Origin of the sequence: Avibacterium paragallinarum, assembly GCF_011765605.1 — a bacterium.
GTDB classification, from domain to species: Bacteria; Pseudomonadota; Gammaproteobacteria; order Enterobacterales; family Pasteurellaceae; genus Avibacterium; species Avibacterium paragallinarum.
On record NZ_CP050316.1, the window covers coordinates 1,441,837 to 1,461,283 of the forward strand.

Here is a 19,447-nt window from a genome sequence, read left to right on the forward strand (position 1 = left end):
CGGTTGCCACTATCGGTTAATGTTACGCTCAATACTAACAAAACCGGGAATGGTTTTAATTTTACGCATAATTCGCCCTAAATGGTGGGTGTCTTTTGCCGTAAGCAAAACCACAATTTGATACAAACGCCCGTCTTGCTCTTCCGTCCAAATGCTATGAATATTGCTATCCATTGCGGAAATATTAGCAGTGAGATTTGGCAACGTTCCTTGCTGGTTGATCATTTCGATCCGCAATTCCGTTTCAAATTCCACTTTATTATCACTTTGCTCCCAAGTTACTGGCGTGTAATGTTCTGGGCTGTCTTTGCGATTACGTAAATTTGAACAAGATTCGTGATGCACCACTAAGCCTTTTCCTGGGCTGGCATAAGCCACAATGGGGTCACCCGGGATCGGGTGGCAACATTGTGCAAAGGTGGTGAGCAGCCCCTCGTTCGCATTAATGGCAAACAAGGCTTTGTTATTACTGCGATCGCCATCAGTGTCAATTTCAATGCTTTCACCCAATAAGCGATATGCCACCACCGCACTCATTTGATTGCCAAGCCCGATTTCCGCGAGCAAATCTTCAAAGGTATTGAGTTTTAGCTCATTCAATAAATCGGTAATGCGTTGCGGGGCAATGTCCGCTAAATTATGCGGTAATAATGCGTTAATAAGCTGGCGTTTACCCAACAAAATCGCTGTATCTGAACGCAAGCTTTTCAACGCGTGGCGAATATTTGTGCGTGCTTTCGCGGTTACCACAAAATTCAACCAGCCAACATCAGGCTGTGCTGTCGGTGCGGTGATAATTTCAATTGTTTGTCCTGACTGCAACGGCTGAGAAAGCGGATAAGGCTTACGATCCACGTTCGCGGCAACGCAAGCACTGCCAATATCAGAATGCACCGCATAAGCAAAATCCACAGGCGTTGCTCCTACAGGAAGTCCAACAATGCGTCCTTTTGGCGTGAACACATAAATTTCTTTCGGAAAAAATTCTGATTTGACACTTTCAATAAATTCAAAGGAATTGCCCGCACTTTGTTGAAGCTCAATCAAACTTTGTAGCCAACGCTGAGCACGAATTTGTGCGGTGGTGCTGTCATTTTTGCCGCCTTGCTTATATGCCCAATGTGCCGCAACCCCCATTTCTGCCATTTGATCCATTTCTTCCGTGCGGATTTGCACTTCCACTGGCACGCCGTGAGGCCCAATCATAGAGGTATGCAACGACTGATAACCATTGGCTTTCGGTACGGCGATATAATCTTTCACTCGCCCTGGACGCGGTTTATATAAACTGTGCATTTGCCCAAGTACGCGATAGCACGTATCCACCTCTTTCACCACCGTGCGGAATGCGTAAATATCCATAATCGAATGGAATTGCTGATCTTTCAACCGCATTTTCTGATAAATGGCATAGAGATGCTTTTCTCGTCCAAACACACGGGCTTCAATGCCAATGTCATTTAAACGCCCTTTGATCTCCGCCGCAATGCGTTCAATCATATCTTTTCGATTTCCGCGTGCGATTTGGATCACTTTTTGCAACACCGCATAACGCTGTGGGTGCATTGCTTCAAAGCCAAGATCTTCCAATTCATTTTTGATATGTTCGATCCCTAAACGATGGGCTAATGGGGCATAAATTTCAAGGGTTTCTTTCGCGATACGGCGGCGTTTATCGGGACGCAACGCCCCGAGGGTTCGCATATTATGGGTGCGGTCAGCCAATTTGATTAGCACAACGCGAATGTCTTTCGTCATCGCGAGGATCATTTTGCGGAAGTTTTCTACCTGTGCCTCTTGGCGGGTGCGGAATTTTAGCTTATCTAGTTTAGAAACGCCCTCTACGATCTCCGCCACACTTGCACCAAATTCCTGTTTTAATTGCTCTTCGGTGTAAGGGGTATCCTCAATCACATCGTGCAACAAGGCAGCCATTACCGCTTCGTGATCCAATCGCATTTCCGCAATAATGGACGCAACGGCAACGGGGTGCGTGATGTAAGGTTCCCCGCTTGAGCGAGATTGCCCTTCGTGAGCATCTCTTGCGATGACAAAAGCACGTCTGACTAATTCAATTTGCTCAGGCGGTAAATAGCCTTGGATTATGCGTTCTAAACGTTCAAATAAGTACAAGGGACACCTAACTTTTCTTCAACTTTTATGGCTACTGATAAAAATGAAACAAAAAATGACCGCACTTTGACATTAAGAGGATAATAACGACACGGCGTGATGCTGCTGCATTTCTTGCTCTAGCATATCTTGACGTTCGTGTGCGTTCATAATCTCGTTGTTGATTAAGCCTTTTTCGATTTCACGCAATGCGATAACCGTTGGCTTGTCATTATCTTCTGGGACTAAAGGTTCACGCAAATGTAATTGCAACTCTCTTGCACGGCGAGCCGCGGTTAAAATTAAATCAAAACGGTTACCAATTTGCTCTACCGCATCTTGCACTGTTACACGAGCCATAAATTTACTCCAGTTAATTAAACATTATTCTTGAATATAAGGGGATTAATGATACTAAAATGTCAATTATTTTGCCAGTAATTGATGAATTAAAGCGAGATTTTGCGATTGCTGATAACGCGTGGTTAGGCATTCGGCACGCAAAATATGTTGCAGATCGGCGATCGCTTGCTCAAAGTCATCATTGATAATCACATAATCATATTCATCATAATGGGACATTTCACTGGTGGCTTTTGCCATTCTATCGGCGATCACCTCCGCACTATCTTGCCCACGCCCCACTAAACGGCGTTCCAATTCCTCGACAGAGGGCGGCAAAATAAAAATGCTTTTCACCGTCGGCACTTTACGACGAATTTGCTGAGCCCCTTGCCAATCAATATCCAAAAACACGTCAATGCCTTGTGCGAGGCTTTTTTCAATGGTCGGTAACGATGTGCCGTAATAATTACCGCCAAACACTTTGGCATATTCTAAAAAAGCTTCCTGCTCGATCAAACGCTCAAATTCGTCCACGCTAACGAAATGATAATGCACGCCGTCCACCTCCCCAGGACGTGGCGAACGTGTGGTATGTGATACCGACACTTTCATTTCTCGCCCTGTATTTTTTTCTAACAACGCCGCAATCAGCGAAGATTTGCCTGCTCCACTCGGGGCCGAAATGATATAGAGATTACCTTGGCTCATACGTTATCCTTCTTCTTTCAACTTAATAAGGACAATTATGCCGACAAATCCGCAAAAAATCATTAATAAAGTGCGGTGTTTTTTGAGGCAGTTTTTTAGCCTACAAAAACACCCAATTCTCAAGGCAATAGAAGCCCCAAAGTTTGATGTAGATCACAAAATGTTTTGCTGTTTTCACACGAGTTAGTTTCATCCAGTAAAAAAAGCGTGCTATAATCCCGCCGACAATAAATAGAAATGCTTTCTATGACACGTAACCGTTTTGTTTAACTTAAATTATAGGTGAAAAACTTATGGCAATTAAAATTGGTATCAATGGTTTCGGCCGTATCGGTCGTATCGTATTCCGTGCAGCACAACAACGTGATGACATCGAAGTAGTAGGCATCAACGATTTAATCGATGTTGAATATATGGCATATATGTTGAAATATGATTCAACTCACGGTCGTTTCGATGGCACTGTTGAAGTGAAAGACGGTCATTTAGTGGTGAACGGTAAAACAATCCGTGTAACTTCTGAGCGTGATCCTGCAAACCTTAAATGGAATGAAATCGGTGTTGATATCGCTGTTGAAGCAACTGGTATCTTCTTAACAGATGAAACTGCTCGCAAACACATTGAAGCTGGTGCAAAAAAAGTTGTTTTAACTGGTCCTTCTAAAGATGCGACTCCAATGTTCGTAAACGGCGTAAACTTTGATACTTATGCAGGTCAAGACATCGTTTCAAACGCATCTTGTACAACAAACTGTTTAGCACCATTAGCAAAAGTAATTAACGACAAATGGGGTATCAAAGACGGTTTAATGACAACTGTTCACGCAACAACTGCAACGCAAAAAACCGTTGATGGCCCATCAGCAAAAGACTGGCGTGGTGGTCGCGGTGCGGCACAAAACATTATCCCATCTTCAACAGGTGCAGCAAAAGCAGTAGGTAAAGTAATCCCTGCATTAAACGGTAAATTAACAGGTATGGCGTTCCGTGTTCCTACACCAAACGTTTCTGTAGTTGATTTAACTGTAAATCTTGAAAAACCAGCAACTTATGATGAAATCTGTGCAGAAATCAAACGTGCCTCTGAAAACGAAATGAAAGGCGTTTTAGGCTATACTGAAGATGCCGTAGTATCAACAGACTTCAACGGTTGTGCATTTACTTCTGTATTTGATAAAGAAGCTGGTATCGCATTAACTGATACTTTCGTTAAATTGGTTTCTTGGTACGATAACGAAACAGGTTATTCAAACAAAGTATTAGATTTAGTAGCACACATTCACAACTACAAAGGCTAAGAAAAACCTTTTTAAAATTAAACCGCACTTTTAAAGTGCGGTTTTTTATTTCTTGAATTTTTACTCGTCTTATAAAATACAAAATAAAACAAAGCAACAAGCCAAAGTCTGTATAAATAATATGGGGCTGTCCTAGATAACTAGACTAAACTCCCTTTAACCAATTGTTTTAAAATAGAAATTTGACTTTTTATGTTGCTGTAATTAAAACGCCATTCACATTCCTTTAAATAAAGCTCAAAATGCGCTTTTGGGATACCATTAAATTTGCGTAAATGGCGTTTTGCTTGGCTCCAAAAATTCTCAATTCCGTTAATGTGGTTATGATTTTCAGCAAAATGTGTGCTGTGATTGATACGAAAATGACTAAATTCACTCACATCAAGCACGTCATAACTACGATAATTATCGGTGTAAACAATACTATCAGGCTTTACCTGCTCCCGAATAATGGGTAACAAGGTGGCAGATTGCGTATTTGGAACCGCAACGGTATAAACCTTGCCATTGCGCTTGAGAAGCCCGAATACCCCAATTTTCCCTGCCGCACCACGACCACGTTTGCCTTTGCGAGCACCGCCAAAATAACTTTCATCGGCTTCAATTTCACCTTCAAACATCTCTAAGTGAAGGCTGTTTTGATAGATGAGTTGGCATAAACGATGAAAGTAATATGCGGCAGTCGTTTTGTTTACATTGACTAACTCTGCTGCTGTCCTTGCAGTAACACCTGCAACAAATAGCTCAATGAGTTTATTTTGTTTGTGCTGACTTAGACGACTTTTTCTCATTGGTTCATTCTAACCTAAATAGATTTTTTAGTTGTTATCTAGGACAGCCCCAATAATATAGCAAAATGGTATGATTCAGTATTATTTTAAAATAACGCTGTTCAAAAAGACCTAACAATAGGTTAGGTCTTTTTTATGAAGAAAATAAATTAAAGAATATCCAACAATTCCACTTCAAACACTAATGTGCTAAATGGTGGGATTGATGCACCAGCACCGCGTTCGCCGTAGGCGAGGTTATGAGGAATGGTGAGTTTCCATTTTGAGCCAACTGGCATCATTGAAAGGGCTTCAACCCAACCTGGGATTACGCCACTTACTGGGAATTCCGCTGGCTGACCGCGTTGCACGGAGCTGTCGAATACCGTGCCGTCTGGCAATGTTCCTGTGTAGTGAACGCGTACTTGATCTTGTTTGCTTGGAATTTTGCCGTTACCTTCCACTAGCACTTCATATTGCAAGCCCGAATCGGTAACTTTTACGCCGTCTTTTTTTGCGTTCTCGGCTAAATAGGCTTTGCCTGCTTCCTCAATCTGCTTAAATTGAGCTTTAGCGGCTTCGGCAGCCTCTTGTTGAAGTTGTTGTAATGCTTGGCTGACTTCGTTGAAATCAATCGCAGGCGGGTTTTGATTTAATGCGTCAAAAATCCCTTTCGCAACCGCTTCTGCTTTAACGGCTAATTTGCTTTCGACTAATTGCTGACCGATTTGTAAACCGATACCATAGCTACCTTTAGCAGAAACATCATCTAAAGACACTTGATTAAAAAATTGTTCTGACATTGTTTTTTCCTTTTATTGAATAAATAAATTTTATCGCGACGATGTTGGAGTTAAGCCATTAGTGCTTTTTATAGCCCAACACTTCTCCCATATGCACAGGCACATCAACGGCTAACTGTTCCGCGAGGGTGATTTTATCCGCTTGGAATAAGTTAATCACCGTTGAGCCAAGTTGAAACACGCCCATTTCTTGCCCTTTGGCTAATTTCACCGCGTTATCGCCCTCGTACGTCCACACTTTTACTTCATTGGCTCGTGGTGGATTAATCACCCCCGCCCATTGTGTACTAATGCTCGCTGTGATGGTTGCCCCCACTAAAATTTGTACCATTTGTCCAAATTCGGTATCAAACACACAAATCACGCGTTCATTGCGAGCAAATAAATTGGGAATATGCTCCGCTAAGAACGGGTTCACGGAAAAAAGCACGCCCGGCACATAAATCATTTTGCGTAATGTGCCATCGCAAGGCATATGTACACGGTGATAGTCGCGTGGTGAAAGGTAAGTGGTGGCGAACTCACCATTTTTAAAGGCCTCAACTAATTCTTCGTCATTAGCAAGCAAATCAGCGAGGCTAAAATCCTGTCCTTTAGCTTGTAACAAACGATCATTATCAATATGCCCTAACTGGCTGATGCAACCATCAGCAGGCAAGCAAAGTGCGGTCGGATTTTCATCGATTTTTCTTGCACCGTCCGCTAATGGGCGGATAAAAAATTCATTAAAGGTGGCATAATCGTTAAAATTAGGTTTTGCCGCCTCTTGCATATTCACTTGGTATTTTTTGGCAAATAATTTGATAACAAAATGGGTTACCACGCCCCAACTCTGCTTTGCAAACCAACCTGCCAGCTGGGTTAAATAAAGTTGCGGCATTACATATTGAAAGGCCACTTTTACACGTTGCCAATACGTTAAAGGCATTTGCGTTTTTAATGTCATAAGGTTTTCCTTTGTTAAAATGGAAGGGCGATTATATCAACTTATCCTACTTGTGCAACGATATGCGGATTTTGCCTTGATTTATCAAAAGAATGGGGGTAGTGTTCGTTTTCAATTAGAAAGGCGTAGGGCGACCTATGTATTTGCCCGTAAAGCGGATAATGATATACGGACGGACACACTGGTTCGTCCCTACGATAAAATGATAGGTGTAGCAACTGTATTCCGCTAAAAAGCAAAAATACAAATTCGTTAATTAAAGTGCGTGAGCGTCCCATTGCGAGTCATCGCGGACAATCGCATTTAAAATGGTGAGAAGCTTACGCATACAGGCGTTAATCGCCACTTTGAACGCCTTACCATTAGCACGTAAGCGTTCGTAAAATTGTTTGAGTTTAGGCTCAAAACGCACACAAACAAATGTTGCCATATACAGTGCATTTCGTACGACTTTGCGACCACCTGAACAGCGGCTTTTCCATTTGGTGTTGCCACTTTCTTTAGGATGGGGTGCAACACCAACAAGTGAAGCGATTTGTTTATGTGTGTATTGCCCTAACTCAGGCAACATTGACATCAAAACGGCTATTGTTTGTGTACCCAACCCTTTGATGTCTTTAAACTTTTTTATTGTATCGTCAAAATGTTTGAGATGCTGTTCGATTTCCCTATCCAGCTCATCAATACGCAGGCTGAGATAGTCGATATGCTGTTCAACACTGAATACTTGTGTGGAATGAACTTGTTCAAGGCGGTTTTTCTCCGCAAAACGCATTTCAACAAGCTGATTACGGCGTGAAACAAGGGCTTCAAGCTGTTCCTGCTCGGGAGTGGGTGGTATGTAAAGCTGTTGTGCTACATTATCACGCATTGCGAGCATTTGGGCGTAAAAAGCCAACATTTTGGCGTCTTTATTGTCGGTTTTTGCTAGTGACTGCGACATCGCAAACTGATTGGTTTGTCGCGGGTTGGCAATCACCACACGAAAGCCTGTGCGGTGGAGTGCTTTAGCTAATGGAAGTTCAAGCCCACCGGTGCTTTCAAGGACAATTAAGTCCACACTGAAACGACGTAAATACTCAATGGTATGTGCAATCCCTTTCGGGTTGTTGGTTTCGGTTTTTGTTCGTTTTTGGGTAGAAAGCCCAATGACGAAATGACGTTTAGCAACATCAATACCACAATAAGTTTGTTCATTCATCATTAACCTGCCTTGCATTCGGGTTTAAGTCTGGCAACTGTTCGGTTTTTTGGTGAAATGTTATTTGCTCTCATTGCTACAACTCGGTTTGTTGCCTGGGGCGTATGCGAGATGCAGATAACGGGGTTTTGTTGCTATTTTATATTAATTTTAATATACAAGGGGTGCACCTATGTGTGCACCCAAAAAATTAATGATTATTACGGACGGACACGTAGGTCCGTCCCTACAAAAAATGATATGAGATGCGGGCGAATACATCGTTCTCCCTAAAGTTTGCAGGAATAACAGGTTAAAAATGCAAGAACAAACCCTCCTCAATATCGACAAAAACCACATCTGGCACCCTTATTCATGTCTGAATAGTAATGCACCGATGTTTGCGGTGGAGCGTGCGGACGGGGTGGAAATCACGTTGAAAAATGGCAAGTGGCTGATTGACGGAATGTCTTCTTGGTGGGCGGCGTTACACGGTTATAATCACCCGAAATTGAACCAAGCGGCGAAGGATCAACTGGATAAAATGAGCCATATTATGTTTGGCGGTTTTACCCACGATCCCGCTGGTGAATTGGCTTCTCGCTTGGTGAAATTATTACCTCAAGGGCTAGACAAAATTTTCTTCGCCGATAGCGGTTCTGTGGCGGTAGAAGTGGCGATGAAAATGGCGGTGCAATATCAGCAAGCTAAAGGGGAAAGCGAGCGTTACAAGTTTGCCACCATTCGTTCGGGCTACCACGGCGACACTTGGCACGCAATGTCGGTGTGCGATCCGATCACGGGTATGCACAGCCTATTTGCGAAAGGCTTGCCCGTGCAGTATTTCCTCCCACAGCCTAAAACCCCTTTTGACGGACAATGGCAAGAGGCAGATATTCAGCCATTAAAGGATTTACTCGCCGAAAAGAGCGGTGAAATTGCTGCCTTAATTTTAGAGCCCATTGTGCAAGGGGCAGGCGGAATGTATTTTTATTCGCCGACTTATTTGGAAAAAGCCCGCACCTTGTGTGATGAATATGGCGTATTGCTGATTTTTGATGAAATCGCCACGGGCTTCGGGCGAACAGGGAAATTATTTGCCACCGAATACACCAATATCAAGCCTGATATTATGTGCTTAGGCAAAGCCCTCACAGGCGGTTATTTAACCCTTTCTGCCACTATTACCACCGCTCACATAGCAGAAACCATTTGTAACGGCGAAGCAAAATGTTTTATGCACGGACCAACTTTTATGGGTAATCCACTGGCTTGTGCCATTGCTTGTGCGTCCATTGATCTTTTGTTAGAAAGTGATTGGCAAGGCAATGTACAACGCATTGAGCAACAATTAAAAATGGAACTTGCCCCTGCAAAATCCTTCAAGGCGGTGAAAGAGGTGCGTGTTCTGGGGGCGATTGGCGTGTTAGAAATGAAAGAACCTGTGAATTTGAACATTTTACAGCCAAAATTTGTCGAAAAAGGCATTTGGCTACGCCCTTTCGGGCATTTGGTGTATATTATGCCTCCTTTTATTATTTCGGCAACCCAGCTCAGCCAGCTCACGCAAGGCTTATTGGCAGTACTCAAAGAGGTTTACAATGAATAATCATCTCGCTGATTTTGCACAAACACTGGCAGAACTCAAGGCGATTGGGCAGTTTCGTCAGCTTCCCCAGTTAGATCATCAAGGCAAAATGATCGTCAAAGACGGACGTACAATGCTCAATATGTCCTCTAATGATTATTTAGGTCTTGCCAATGATGACGCATTGAAAAGCGAATTTTTAAAAAACTATGGCGAAAACCTACCGCACTTTACTTCCTCTTCCTCAAGGTTACTCACGGGATCTTTCGCCATTTACGAACAGCTCGAAAGCCTAATGGCAAGCCGATTTGGACGTGAGGCGTGCTTGCTGTTTAATAGTGGCTATCACGCCAACATCGGCATTTTGCCTGCGGTGGCAAATAAGAAAACCCTAATCGTGGCGGATAAACTGGTTCACGCCAGTATCATTGACGGCATTCGTTTGAGCGAGGCGGATTTTGTTCGCTATCGGCATAATGATTTCAATCACTTAGAAACCTTATTAACAAAACATCAAGCCCATTACCAACGAATGATCATTGTTACCGAAAGCATTTTCAGTATGGACGGTGATGTGGTAGATTTACGCCAGCTTGTAGCGTTAAAACATCGCTTTGGCAATGTGATGCTTTATGTGGACGAGGCCCACGCCATCGGGGCTTATGGCGACACGGGATTAGGCATTGCGGAACAGCAAGGTTGTGTGCAAGAGATCGATTTTTTAGTTGGCACCTTTGGCAAAGCCCTCGCTTCAATGGGAGCGTATGTGGTGTGCGATCAACTGCTAAAAGATTACTTAATCAACAAAATGCGACCGCTGATTTTTTCTACCGCTTTGCCACCGATATGCGTTGCGTGGACGGCATTTCTGTTTGAAAAACTCCCACACTTTGCTACGCGTCGCCAACATTTACATCAGATAAGCGAAAAAGTGCGGTGCTTTTTTCGCGAGAATTTAGCCCAATCGATTCTGAGTGAAAGCGGTATTATCCCTTATATTATCGGTGATAATCAAAAAACCGTTGCCACCGCCCAAGCCTTGCAACAACAGGGCTATTATTGCTTGCCGATTCGTCCGCCAACTGTGCCACAAGGCACATCGCGAATCCGCCTTTCTTTAACGGCGGATATGAGCGAGCAAGAAGTGGACGCTTTTCTCACTTTGTTACAGGAATTTCAGCAATAAATGCAAACCACATTGATTAAAACGGCAGAAAATAACAAACAGCTAATCCTTTATTTTGCCGGCTGGGGAACGCCTGCCAGTGCTGTGGGACATTTAACCTTGCCCGAAAACACAGATTTATTATTGTGCTATGACTATCAAGATCTGCATTTTGAGCAGGATCTTTCCGCCTATCAGCAAATCCGCCTTGTGGCGTGGTCAATGGGCGTATGGGTGGCGGAACAAGTGATGGGACAACTGCCTCTCATCAGTGCCACAGCCATTAACGGCACGGGAAAACCTTGTGATGACGAAATGGGTATTCCGCAAGCGGTGTTTGTTGGAACGCTAGAACAACTTAATGAACGTAATTTAACCAAATTTCAACGCAGAATGTGCGGTGATAGCGACATTTTTCAGCATTATCAAAAATTGGCGGAGCAACGCGATTGGCAAAAAGTGCATTCAGAATTGACCGCACTTTATCACGCTATGCAACAAACTCAGGGGCGGCAAAGATCAATACAATGGACAAAAGCCATTGTGGGCGAAAAGGATCGCATTTTCCCCGTGCAAAATCAGCTTAGCTTTTGGCAAGCCTACCAAGCGGAGCGAGTGCATATCGCCGAAGAGCAACGCATAACAAATAAAAGTGCGGTGCAAAATGAGGCTGAATTTTCTCTACAAACCTTAGCCTTGCCTCATTACCCATTCACCGCATTTCAACACTGGGCTGAATTATTTTGATGAATCAGGTGGATAAATCCCGCGTCGCACAATGCTTCACCCAAGCCTTGCCGACCTACGACAGCCAAGCCCAAGCCCAGCAGTGCATTAATCAGCAACTGCTCGCCTTGCTATTGCAAAGTGAGGAAACCGCATTTGAGCGGGTGTTAGAAATCGGCTGCGGCACAGGGCATTTAAGCCGATTACTGATTGAGCATTTGCAAGTGAAACATTGGGCATTCAATGATTTGTGTGAGGTAACCAGCCAGCTCAACGCCTTGTTGCCAGAGGGCAATTTTACGTTTTATCAGGGCGATGGGGAGAGCTATCCTTTTCCGCACCATTATGATCTTATCGCTTCTGCCTCGGTCGTGCAGTGGTTTGCCGATCCGCAAGGCTTTGTGCAAAAATGTGCGGGCTTACTAAAACCGCAAGGGCAGTTATTAATCAGCACGTTTGCCGAGCAAAATTTAGCGGAAGTTCGCCATTTAACGGGTGTGGGGCTGGACTATCCCAACCTATCACAATGGCAAGAATGGTTGCGTGCAAATTTTGAGGTTAAAGCATTGTTTCAGCAGGAAATATCGCTCTATTTTTCCTCTCCCCTTGCGGTATTGCAACATCTTAAAGCAACGGGGGTAACGGGAACGGGGCAAGGACATTGGACAAAGGGACGATTGCAACAATTTATTGCAGATTACCAAGCGCAATATGAAAATCCGCAAGGACAAGTGCAGTTGAATTATCAGCCACTTTTTATTTTGGCGCAAAAATTATAGCAAGGGGGAACAAAATGGCAGGGCAAGTGATCTTTATTTCAGGCATTGATACGGACGTAGGCAAAACCATCGCCACAGGCTGGTATGCGAAAAAACTCGCGGAGCAAGGCTTTTCCGTGATCACGCAAAAAATGATCCAAACGGGCTGTGAAAACATCTCAGAAGACATCGTGCGACACCGTAAATTGCAAGGCATTGATTTACTGCCCGAAGATCATCAAGGGCTAACTTGCCCCTATTTGTTTCGCTATCCTTGCTCGCCCCATTTAGCCGCTCGCTTAGAAACCCGTGAAATTCGCACCGCACTTATTCAACAAGCCACCTCACAGCTTGCTGAGCGTTACGATTATGTGCTACTCGAGGGCGCTGGCGGGTTGTTTGTGCCTTATGATGAACAACACACCACGCTCGATTATGTGGCACAGCAACAATACCCGCTGATCTTGGTAACATCAGGGAAATTGGGAAGCATTAATCATACGCTGTTGAGTTTATTGGCTTGTCAGCAATATGCAATCCCGCTACACGCCTTGATTTATAACCGCTATCCCCTTGGCGATGAAACCATTAATCGGGAAACTGAGCGTTATTTGAAAAATTATTTTCATCAGCATTTTCCGCAAGGGAAATTTCTTGTGTTGGAAAAACAGGAACAAGGTTAGCAAAGGGGGAAATTCGAGTTTTTCGCAGAAAAAAAGCGAATTTCCTTTGACTAATTGCACATCAAAAGGTAATATTCACGCCCTATGAAAAAGGTAAAATTACCCATTACAACCGATCCAGTGAAAGATGCTCAACGTCGATTGGATTATGATGGCTACTATGCAATCAACCAATTAACGCGTTTGGCTGAATCAGTGGAAAAAGTGCTCAGCGATGCACAGGTAACATTATCATTTTTCATTGATCCTCAAAAATTAGTTGTAATGAAAGGCAAAGCCAGCGTAGAGGTGGAACTTATTTGCCAGCGTTGTGATAAGCCTTTCACACAAGTTTTAGAAGCGGAATTTGCATATAGCCCAGTTTCTAATTTGGATCAAGCTGACGCGTTACCAGAAATTTATGAACCTATTGAGTTTAATCAATTTGGCGAAATTGATTTGTTGGCAACCGTTGAAGATGAACTCATGTTATGTCTGCCTATTGTGCCGATGCATTCATCTGAACACTGTGAAGTGTCCGTGGCTGAACAGGTTTTTGGCGAATTGCCTGAAGAATTGGCAAAAAAACCGAACCCGTTCGCTGTATTAGCTAGTTTAAAGCAAAAGTAAATTTAGGAGTATAGCCAATGGCTGTTCAACAAAATAAAAAATCTCGTTCACGTCGTGATATGCGTCGTTCACACGATGCCTTAACTACTGCTGCTGTATCAGTAGATAAAGCAAGTGGCGAAACCCATTTACGTCATCACGTTACTGCTGACGGTTATTACCGTGGTCGTAAAGTGATCAACAAGTAATTACTTTTTATAAGGTAAGCACTTGAGCCGTCTAACCCTTGCGTTAGATGTGATGGGCGGGGACATTGGTCCCCGTATTACTATCCCCGCATCAATAAAAGCGTTGGAACAAGATCCGATGCTTTCTCTTTTATTGTTTGGCGACAGCCAGCAAATTCTTCCATTATTAGAAAATACACCACAAAGCATTCAGAACCGCATTAAGCTGTGCCATTGCTCCAAAGTGATTGATAATCATCAAGATTTTACTTATGCCTTACGCAATAGCAAAGGCTCGTCAATGCGTTTAGCCATTGAAGCGGTGCAAAAAGGCGAGGCACAAGCTTGTGTGAGTGCGGGGAATACGGCAGTTTTAATGGGGCTTGCCAAAATTTTATTACAGCCCTTAAAAGGCATTGCACGCCCTGCGTTGATCTCCGTGATCCCAACCATCAATGGCGATCGTTCAGTAATGTTAGATCTCGGGGCAAATATTGAGTGCAGTGCGGAAAATTTGTATCAATTTGCCTTGATGGGAGCGATTTTTGCCGAGAACTGTTTAGGTTTGGTCTTTCCTCGTATTGCCTTGCTGAATATTGGCATTGAAGAAGTTAAAGGATACAAATCAATTCGTGATGCTGCAGAAATGCTGAAACAAAATCCGACTTTAAATTACATCGGTTTTATTGAGGGGGATTTGTTGCTCAATGGCAAAGCGGACGTGATTGTGAATGACGGCTTTGTGGGCAACGTGGCATTAAAAACCTTAGAGGGCGCAGCAAAGAATGTGATTTCTTTATTCAAAGGCAGTCCCACATTGAATAAAACAAATCATATTTTAAAACCGATTTTGCGTTGGTTTGTGCGAACTTTTTTGCTAAAAGGCAGCTATCAACGTCTAAAACAAATTAACCCAGATCAGTATAACGGGGCTTCATTAATTGGATTAACCTCAGTGGTGGTAAAAAGCCACGGCAGTGCAAATATTGATGGCTTTGCCTATGCCATTGCCGATGCGGCACAGCAGGCAAGACAAAAAATCCCTGAAAAGATTTTAGCGGGTTTGCAAAAATATTAGCTTTTAACTCATTAAATCATTAGAAATTGTTATGTATAGTAGAATTTTAGCCACTGGTAGCTATGCACCAGAACAAGTGAGAACCAACGCCGATTTAGAAAAAATGGTGGATACCTCCGACGAATGGATCACCACTCGCTCAGGGATTAAAGAGCGTCGCATTGCCGCGGCTGATGAAACTGTCGCAACAATGGGAGCAAATGCCGCACGAAAAGCCTTAGAAATGGCAGAGATTGATCCCCAAGCCATCGATCTTATCGTGGTGGGAACAACCACGAACTCTCATTCTTATCCAAGTGCAGCTTGCCAAATTCAAGGGCTTCTTGGCATTCAAGACGCGATTTCCTTTGATGTCGCCGCAGCTTGTACAGGCTTTGTTTATGCTTTATCCGTTGCGGATCAATTTGTACGCACGGGGCAAGTGAAAAAGGCACTGGTGATTGGGGCGGATTTAAATTCTCGTCATCTTGACGAAACCGATCGTAGCACAGTGGTGCTGTTTGGCGACGGGGCAGGTGCAGTGATTTTAGAAGCCAGCGAAAAGTGCGGTGTGATTTCAACCCATTTACACGCTTCCCCAGATACCGAAAACGCCTTGCTACTTCCACAGGCGCAACGTGGTGATGAGCAGTCTGGCTATATTTCAATGCAAGGCAATGCCACTTTTAAATTAGCGGTGAGCCAATTAGCCAATGTGGTGGAAGAAACCTTAGCCGAAAATCAATTAGACAAAAAAGATCTCGACTGGCTCGTGCCACATCAAGCCAATTTACGCATTATCAGTGCCACAGCCAAAAAATTAGAAATGGAAATGTCGCAAGTGGTAATCACGCTCGATCGCTATGGCAACACCAGTGCGGCGACTGTGCCAACTGCCCTTGATGAAGCGGTGCGAGATGGGCGTATTCAACGCGGACAACTGTTATTATTAGAAGCCTTTGGCGGTGGTTGGACTTGGGGTTCAGCACTGGTTCGTTTTTAACTTTATTTGCTAGAATAGCAATTCCATAAAAAATAGGATAAAACAATGAAAAAATTTGCAATGGTTTTCCCAGGACAAGGCTCGCAAGCGGTCGGAATGCTTGCTGAATTATCCAGCCAATTTCCTGCGGTAGAACAAACCTTTCAGCAAGCCTCAGAAGTGCTTGGCTATGATTTATGGCAATTAGTGCAACAAGGCCCCGCAGAAGAATTGAATAAAACGTGGCAAACCCAACCCGCACTTTTAGCCTCTTCAGTAGCGATTTATCGTGTATGGCAACAGCAATATCCACAGCTTCAACCTGAAGTAATGGCAGGGCATAGCTTAGGGGAATATTCCGCCTTAGTTTGTGCGGGCGTGATGGATTTCCAAGATGCCATTAAATTAGTGGAATTGCGTGGCAAATTGATGCAACAAGCCGTGCCAGAAGGCACGGGGGCAATGTATGCCATCATCGGGCTAGATAATGAAGCTATTATTAATGCGTGTAAAGCAGCGGAACAGGGTGAAGTGGTGTCAGCGGTGAATTTCAATTCACCAGGGCAAGTGGTGATTGCGGGAACAAAAGCGGCGGTAGAACGTGCGGCTGCAGCCTGTAAAGAAACCGGGGCGAAACGTGCTTTACCGCTTGCGGTGAGTGTGCCTTCTCATTGTGCCTTGATGAAACCTGCGGCAGATCAACTTGCGGTTTCTTTACAAAATATCACCCTCAAAACCCCTGAAATCGCAGTGATCAACAACGTTGATGTGAAGACTGAAGAAAAAAGTGATGAAATTCGCACCGCACTTATTCGCCAGCTTTACAGCCCAGTGCGTTGGACGGAAACGGTAGAAAAAATGGCACAACAAGGCATTGAGGTTCTCATTGAAATTGGGCCAAACAAAGTGCTGACAGGCTTAACTAGCCGTATTGTGAAAGAATTAAATGCGGTTGCAGTGAATGATCTTGCGTCTTTAGAAAAAGCAGAAACAATGCTCGTTGAAGCCTAATCGCAAGCAACCCATTGAATAATTAGGAGAAAAAGAATGCAAGGTAAAATTGCTTTAGTAACAGGGGCAACCCGTGGAATTGGGCGTGCGATTGCGGAAGAATTAAGTGCCAAAGGAGCGTTTGTGATCGGTACTGCCACCTCTGAAAAAGGGGCTGACAGCATTTCCGCTTATCTTGGCGAGAAAGGCAAAGGCTTAGTGCTAAATGTCGCGGATCAACAATCCATTGAAGCAGTTCTCGCACAAATCAAAGCCGATTTCGGCGATATTGATATTCTTATTAATAACGCTGGGATCACCCGTGATAACCTATTAATGCGAATGAAAGAGGAAGAATGGTTTGATATTTTGCAAACTAATCTCACTTCCGTTTTCCATCTCTCTAAAGCAATGCTACGTTCAATGATGAAAAAACGTGCGGGTCGCATTATCACCATCGGCTCAGTGGTTGGCTCAATGGGCAACCCAGGACAAGCCAATTATTGTGCGGCAAAAGCGGGGTTGATCGGCTTTAGCAAAGCCCTTGCCAAAGAAGTGGCTTCGCGTGGCATTACCGTTAATGTTGTCGCTCCGGGATTTATTGCCACAGATATGACCGAAGCCCTAACCGAAGAGCAAAAAGCCGCGACTTTAGCTAATGTACCCGCTGGGCGTTTAGGCGAGCCGAAAGATATTGCCAAAGCGGTGGCGTTTTTAGCTTCTGACGACGCAGGCTATATCACAGGAACGACATTGCACGTTAATGGCGGAATGTATATGGCATAATGCCAACAGACAGCGATTTTGACATAAAACAATTTATTGTCTGAAACCATAGCCAAAAACAGGGCTTAATGCTAGAATTACCCCCAGCGATGTAAATTGTTTACGTTGGCTGTTGCGTTAGCAAAGTAACGTAACTTATTTTAGTGAATGTATTTTGATTAGCGAATTTGTGGTTTGACCTTGTAAAAAGAGGTTGCAACTTGGCTAAAAATACATACACTATAAAACCATTATTTTATGGCTAACTATAAATAGGAAAAAGCAAATGAGCATTGAAGAACGCGTAAAAAAAATCATTGTTGAACAATTAGGTGTTAAAGAAGAAGAGGTTAAACCAGAAGCTTCTTTCGTTGAAGATTTAGGTGCAGACTCTTTAGACACTGTTGAATTGGTAATGGCTTTAGAAGAAGAATTCGATATCGAAATTCCTGATGAAGAAGCAGAAAAAATTACCACTGTTCAATCAGCGATTGATTACGTTGAAAACAATCAATAAGTAAAATTAAGGCGGTTTCTGGACCGCCTTAATTTTGATCTGCCCCCCAAAAGTTGGACTAAACAACCAATTGATTAAGGTGCAGATTTTTTATGACTAAATATATTCAACGTTTCAAACAACAAGTGCTCGACTTTTATCATCAAAATGGAAAAAACCGTTCGCTTACTCGCCAGTATTTTCAGCTTCCCCAAAGAACGTTAGCACGTTGGATTGCGAAATTTAATCATAATGGAATCAATGGATTAGCTGTGTTAGGTAAAAAACGATGTTATTCTGTTGAGTTTAAATTAAAGGTTATTCAAGCTATCAAAAAAGGCCAGTGCTCCGCTGAAGCCGCCTGCTTTCGCTTTGATATCCCCAGTTCAGGGATAATTAGTCAATGGTTGCAACGCTTTGAAAAACAAGGTATAGATGGGTTATTACTCAAACCTAAAGGTCGTCCAAGTATGAAACTCAACTCACCTAAAATGCCACCAACGCCCAAAACAGAAGAAGAACGCTTGCGTTACCGAATTTTGGAATTAGAAGCGGAGAATGCAATGCTAAAAAAGTTGCAGGAACTCAACCAACAAAAAATGCAGAAAAAGCCGTCATCGTAAATGCCTTACGCTCGCGTTTCCCGTTGGAATTGTTACTCAGACTAATCGGATTGGCACGCAGTTCGTTCTTTTATCATCTCAAGCCAAAGTCGGATAAAAATGTAGCGATTTCACAGAAAATAGAGGAAATTTATCGCAAAAATGACGAAAATTATGGTTATCGTCGAATTACCTTGGAATTAAGGAAATACTTGATTATCAACCACAAAAGGGTGCAAGCGATAATGCAACGTTTGGGGTTAAAAGGAAAAAGTAAGCAGAGAAAATATCGTTCTTACCAAGGCAAAGTGGGGCAAATTGCCGATAATCTGTTGCAACGGGATTTTACGGCAACGATGCCGAATGAGAAGTGGGTAACGGATATCACCGAGTTCAAATGTGCGGAAGGCAAAGTGTATTTATCGCCGATTAAAGACTTGTTTAATAACGAAATTATTGCTTATGATGTGAAAAGTGATTCACGAGTACATTCATTACTACAACAATGAGCGTATTCAAGTGAAGCTCAAAGGACTAAGCCCTGTGGAATACAGAACTCAGTCCTTGAATTAAATTAGAATATAGTCTAACTTTTTGGGGGCAGATCATTTTTGTCCTTTTTTAACATCTAACTTTCCACTCTCTCTAATTTTCAGCGTAAATTTTGATTTAGATAGCCTTTTTCTAAAAAAATTTC

At 43.1% G+C, this 19,447-nt stretch carries 21 protein-coding genes and 1 pseudogene; 15 read left to right on the forward strand and 7 right to left on the reverse strand.

Annotation, left to right across the window (positions count from 1 at the left end):
* Positions 1 to 9: 9 nt before the first annotated feature.
* The 3 genes from spoT to gmk form a co-directional block, all read right to left on the reverse strand.
* Entirely contained in the window at positions 10 to 2,133 is a 2,124-nt protein-coding gene (gene spoT, locus HBL79_RS06750; protein WP_035689008.1) for a bifunctional GTP diphosphokinase/guanosine-3',5'-bis pyrophosphate 3'-pyrophosphohydrolase, read from the reverse strand.
* Between the two features lie 72 nt (positions 2,134 to 2,205).
* Positions 2,206 to 2,472, reverse strand: a complete 267-nt coding sequence (rpoZ, locus tag HBL79_RS06755; protein ID WP_035689000.1) for a DNA-directed RNA polymerase subunit omega — start codon at positions 2,470 to 2,472, stop codon at positions 2,206 to 2,208.
* Between the two features lie 66 nt (positions 2,473 to 2,538).
* A complete protein-coding gene (gmk, locus tag HBL79_RS06760; RefSeq protein WP_035688997.1) occupies positions 2,539 to 3,165 on the reverse strand; it encodes a guanylate kinase in 627 nt (208 codons plus the stop codon).
* Positions 3,166 to 3,458: 293 nt separating this feature from the next.
* Between gmk and gapA the strand changes: the two genes are divergently transcribed.
* Positions 3,459 to 4,463 carry a glyceraldehyde-3-phosphate dehydrogenase gene (gapA, locus tag HBL79_RS06765; protein WP_035688995.1) on the forward strand — a complete coding sequence of 335 codons (1,005 nt, stop codon included), beginning with the start codon at positions 3,459 to 3,461 and terminating at the stop codon, positions 4,461 to 4,463.
* Positions 4,464 to 4,603: 140 nt separating this feature from the next.
* Here gapA and HBL79_RS06770 read toward each other — a convergent pair whose 3' ends face one another.
* The 3 genes from HBL79_RS06770 to asd all read right to left on the reverse strand — a co-directional run bounded on the left by HBL79_RS06770 (position 4,604) and on the right by asd (position 6,982).
* Entirely contained in the window at positions 4,604 to 5,254 is a 651-nt protein-coding gene (locus tag HBL79_RS06770; protein ID WP_035688992.1) for an IS1595-like element ISHpa1 family transposase, read from the reverse strand.
* 149 nt (positions 5,255 to 5,403) lie between these two features.
* Positions 5,404 to 6,036, reverse strand: a complete 633-nt coding sequence (locus HBL79_RS06775; RefSeq protein ID WP_035688989.1) for an FKBP-type peptidyl-prolyl cis-trans isomerase — start codon at positions 6,034 to 6,036, stop codon at positions 5,404 to 5,406.
* 58 nt (positions 6,037 to 6,094) lie between these two features.
* Positions 6,095 to 6,982, reverse strand: a complete 888-nt coding sequence (asd, locus tag HBL79_RS06780) for an archaetidylserine decarboxylase (protein ID WP_174758209.1) — start codon at positions 6,980 to 6,982, stop codon at positions 6,095 to 6,097.
* Positions 6,983 to 7,001: 19 nt separating this feature from the next.
* Here asd and HBL79_RS06785 point away from each other — a divergent pair, with 19 nt between their 5' ends.
* The gene (locus HBL79_RS06785) at positions 7,002 to 7,214 is read left to right on the forward strand and encodes a hypothetical protein (RefSeq protein WP_035688986.1); all 213 of its coding nucleotides are present in this window, start codon (positions 7,002 to 7,004) and stop codon (positions 7,212 to 7,214) included.
* Positions 7,215 to 7,238: 24 nt separating this feature from the next.
* Here the strand turns inward: HBL79_RS06785 and HBL79_RS06790 are convergent, their stop codons facing one another.
* Positions 7,239 to 8,186 (reverse strand): IS110 family transposase, encoded by a 948-nt coding sequence (locus HBL79_RS06790; protein ID WP_174758208.1) that lies wholly within the window; start codon positions 8,184 to 8,186, stop codon positions 7,239 to 7,241.
* A gap of 295 nt (positions 8,187 to 8,481) precedes the next feature.
* On the opposite strand from HBL79_RS06790, the gene bioA reads away from it, so the two are divergent.
* From bioA to HBL79_RS06855, 13 genes and pseudogenes are all read left to right on the forward strand, one after another.
* Positions 8,482 to 9,771 (forward strand): adenosylmethionine--8-amino-7-oxononanoate transaminase, encoded by a 1,290-nt coding sequence (gene bioA / locus HBL79_RS06795; protein WP_017805605.1) that lies wholly within the window; start codon positions 8,482 to 8,484, stop codon positions 9,769 to 9,771.
* On the forward strand, positions 9,764 to 10,936 hold the full coding sequence (gene bioF / locus HBL79_RS06800; protein ID WP_017805604.1) for an 8-amino-7-oxononanoate synthase: 1,173 nt from the start codon (positions 9,764 to 9,766) through the stop codon (positions 10,934 to 10,936). The genes bioA and bioF overlap by 8 nt, the downstream gene beginning before the upstream one ends.
* 15 nt (positions 10,937 to 10,951) lie before the next feature.
* Positions 10,952 to 11,662 carry a DUF452 family protein gene (locus HBL79_RS06805; RefSeq protein ID WP_370539168.1) on the forward strand — a complete coding sequence of 237 codons (711 nt, stop codon included), beginning with the start codon at positions 10,952 to 10,954 and terminating at the stop codon, positions 11,660 to 11,662.
* Positions 11,662 to 12,420 carry a malonyl-ACP O-methyltransferase BioC gene (gene bioC / locus HBL79_RS06810; RefSeq protein WP_035688981.1) on the forward strand — a complete coding sequence of 253 codons (759 nt, stop codon included), beginning with the start codon at positions 11,662 to 11,664 and terminating at the stop codon, positions 12,418 to 12,420. The genes HBL79_RS06805 and bioC overlap by 1 nt, the downstream gene beginning before the upstream one ends.
* A 14-nt stretch (positions 12,421 to 12,434) precedes the next feature.
* On the forward strand, positions 12,435 to 13,082 hold the full coding sequence (bioD, locus tag HBL79_RS06815; RefSeq protein ID WP_035688978.1) for a dethiobiotin synthase: 648 nt from the start codon (positions 12,435 to 12,437) through the stop codon (positions 13,080 to 13,082).
* Between the two features lie 84 nt (positions 13,083 to 13,166).
* The gene (yceD, locus tag HBL79_RS06820) at positions 13,167 to 13,691 is read left to right on the forward strand and encodes a 23S rRNA accumulation protein YceD (RefSeq protein WP_017805600.1); all 525 of its coding nucleotides are present in this window, start codon (positions 13,167 to 13,169) and stop codon (positions 13,689 to 13,691) included.
* A gap of 17 nt (positions 13,692 to 13,708) precedes the next feature.
* Positions 13,709 to 13,879, forward strand: coding sequence for a 50S ribosomal protein L32 (gene rpmF / locus HBL79_RS06825; RefSeq protein ID WP_005544470.1), 171 nt, complete (start codon positions 13,709 to 13,711; stop codon positions 13,877 to 13,879).
* 22 nt (positions 13,880 to 13,901) lie between these two features.
* Positions 13,902 to 14,936 carry a phosphate acyltransferase PlsX gene (plsX, locus tag HBL79_RS06830; protein WP_035688977.1) on the forward strand — a complete coding sequence of 345 codons (1,035 nt, stop codon included), beginning with the start codon at positions 13,902 to 13,904 and terminating at the stop codon, positions 14,934 to 14,936.
* A 31-nt stretch (positions 14,937 to 14,967) separates the two neighbouring features.
* Positions 14,968 to 15,918, forward strand: coding sequence for a beta-ketoacyl-ACP synthase III (locus HBL79_RS06835; RefSeq protein WP_046097363.1), 951 nt, complete (start codon positions 14,968 to 14,970; stop codon positions 15,916 to 15,918).
* Positions 15,919 to 15,963: 45 nt separating this feature from the next.
* Entirely contained in the window at positions 15,964 to 16,908 is a 945-nt protein-coding gene (gene fabD / locus HBL79_RS06840) for an ACP S-malonyltransferase (RefSeq protein WP_046097362.1), read from the forward strand.
* A 36-nt stretch (positions 16,909 to 16,944) separates the two neighbouring features.
* Positions 16,945 to 17,673 (forward strand): 3-oxoacyl-ACP reductase FabG, encoded by a 729-nt coding sequence (gene fabG, locus HBL79_RS06845; protein ID WP_035688974.1) that lies wholly within the window; start codon positions 16,945 to 16,947, stop codon positions 17,671 to 17,673.
* Positions 17,674 to 17,938: 265 nt separating this feature from the next.
* Positions 17,939 to 18,169 (forward strand): acyl carrier protein, encoded by a 231-nt coding sequence (acpP, locus tag HBL79_RS06850; RefSeq protein WP_017805595.1) that lies wholly within the window; start codon positions 17,939 to 17,941, stop codon positions 18,167 to 18,169.
* A 92-nt stretch (positions 18,170 to 18,261) separates the two neighbouring features.
* A pseudogene (locus tag HBL79_RS06855) lies at positions 18,262 to 19,323 on the forward strand (IS3 family transposase).
* The last annotated feature ends 124 nt before the right edge of the window (positions 19,324 to 19,447 follow it).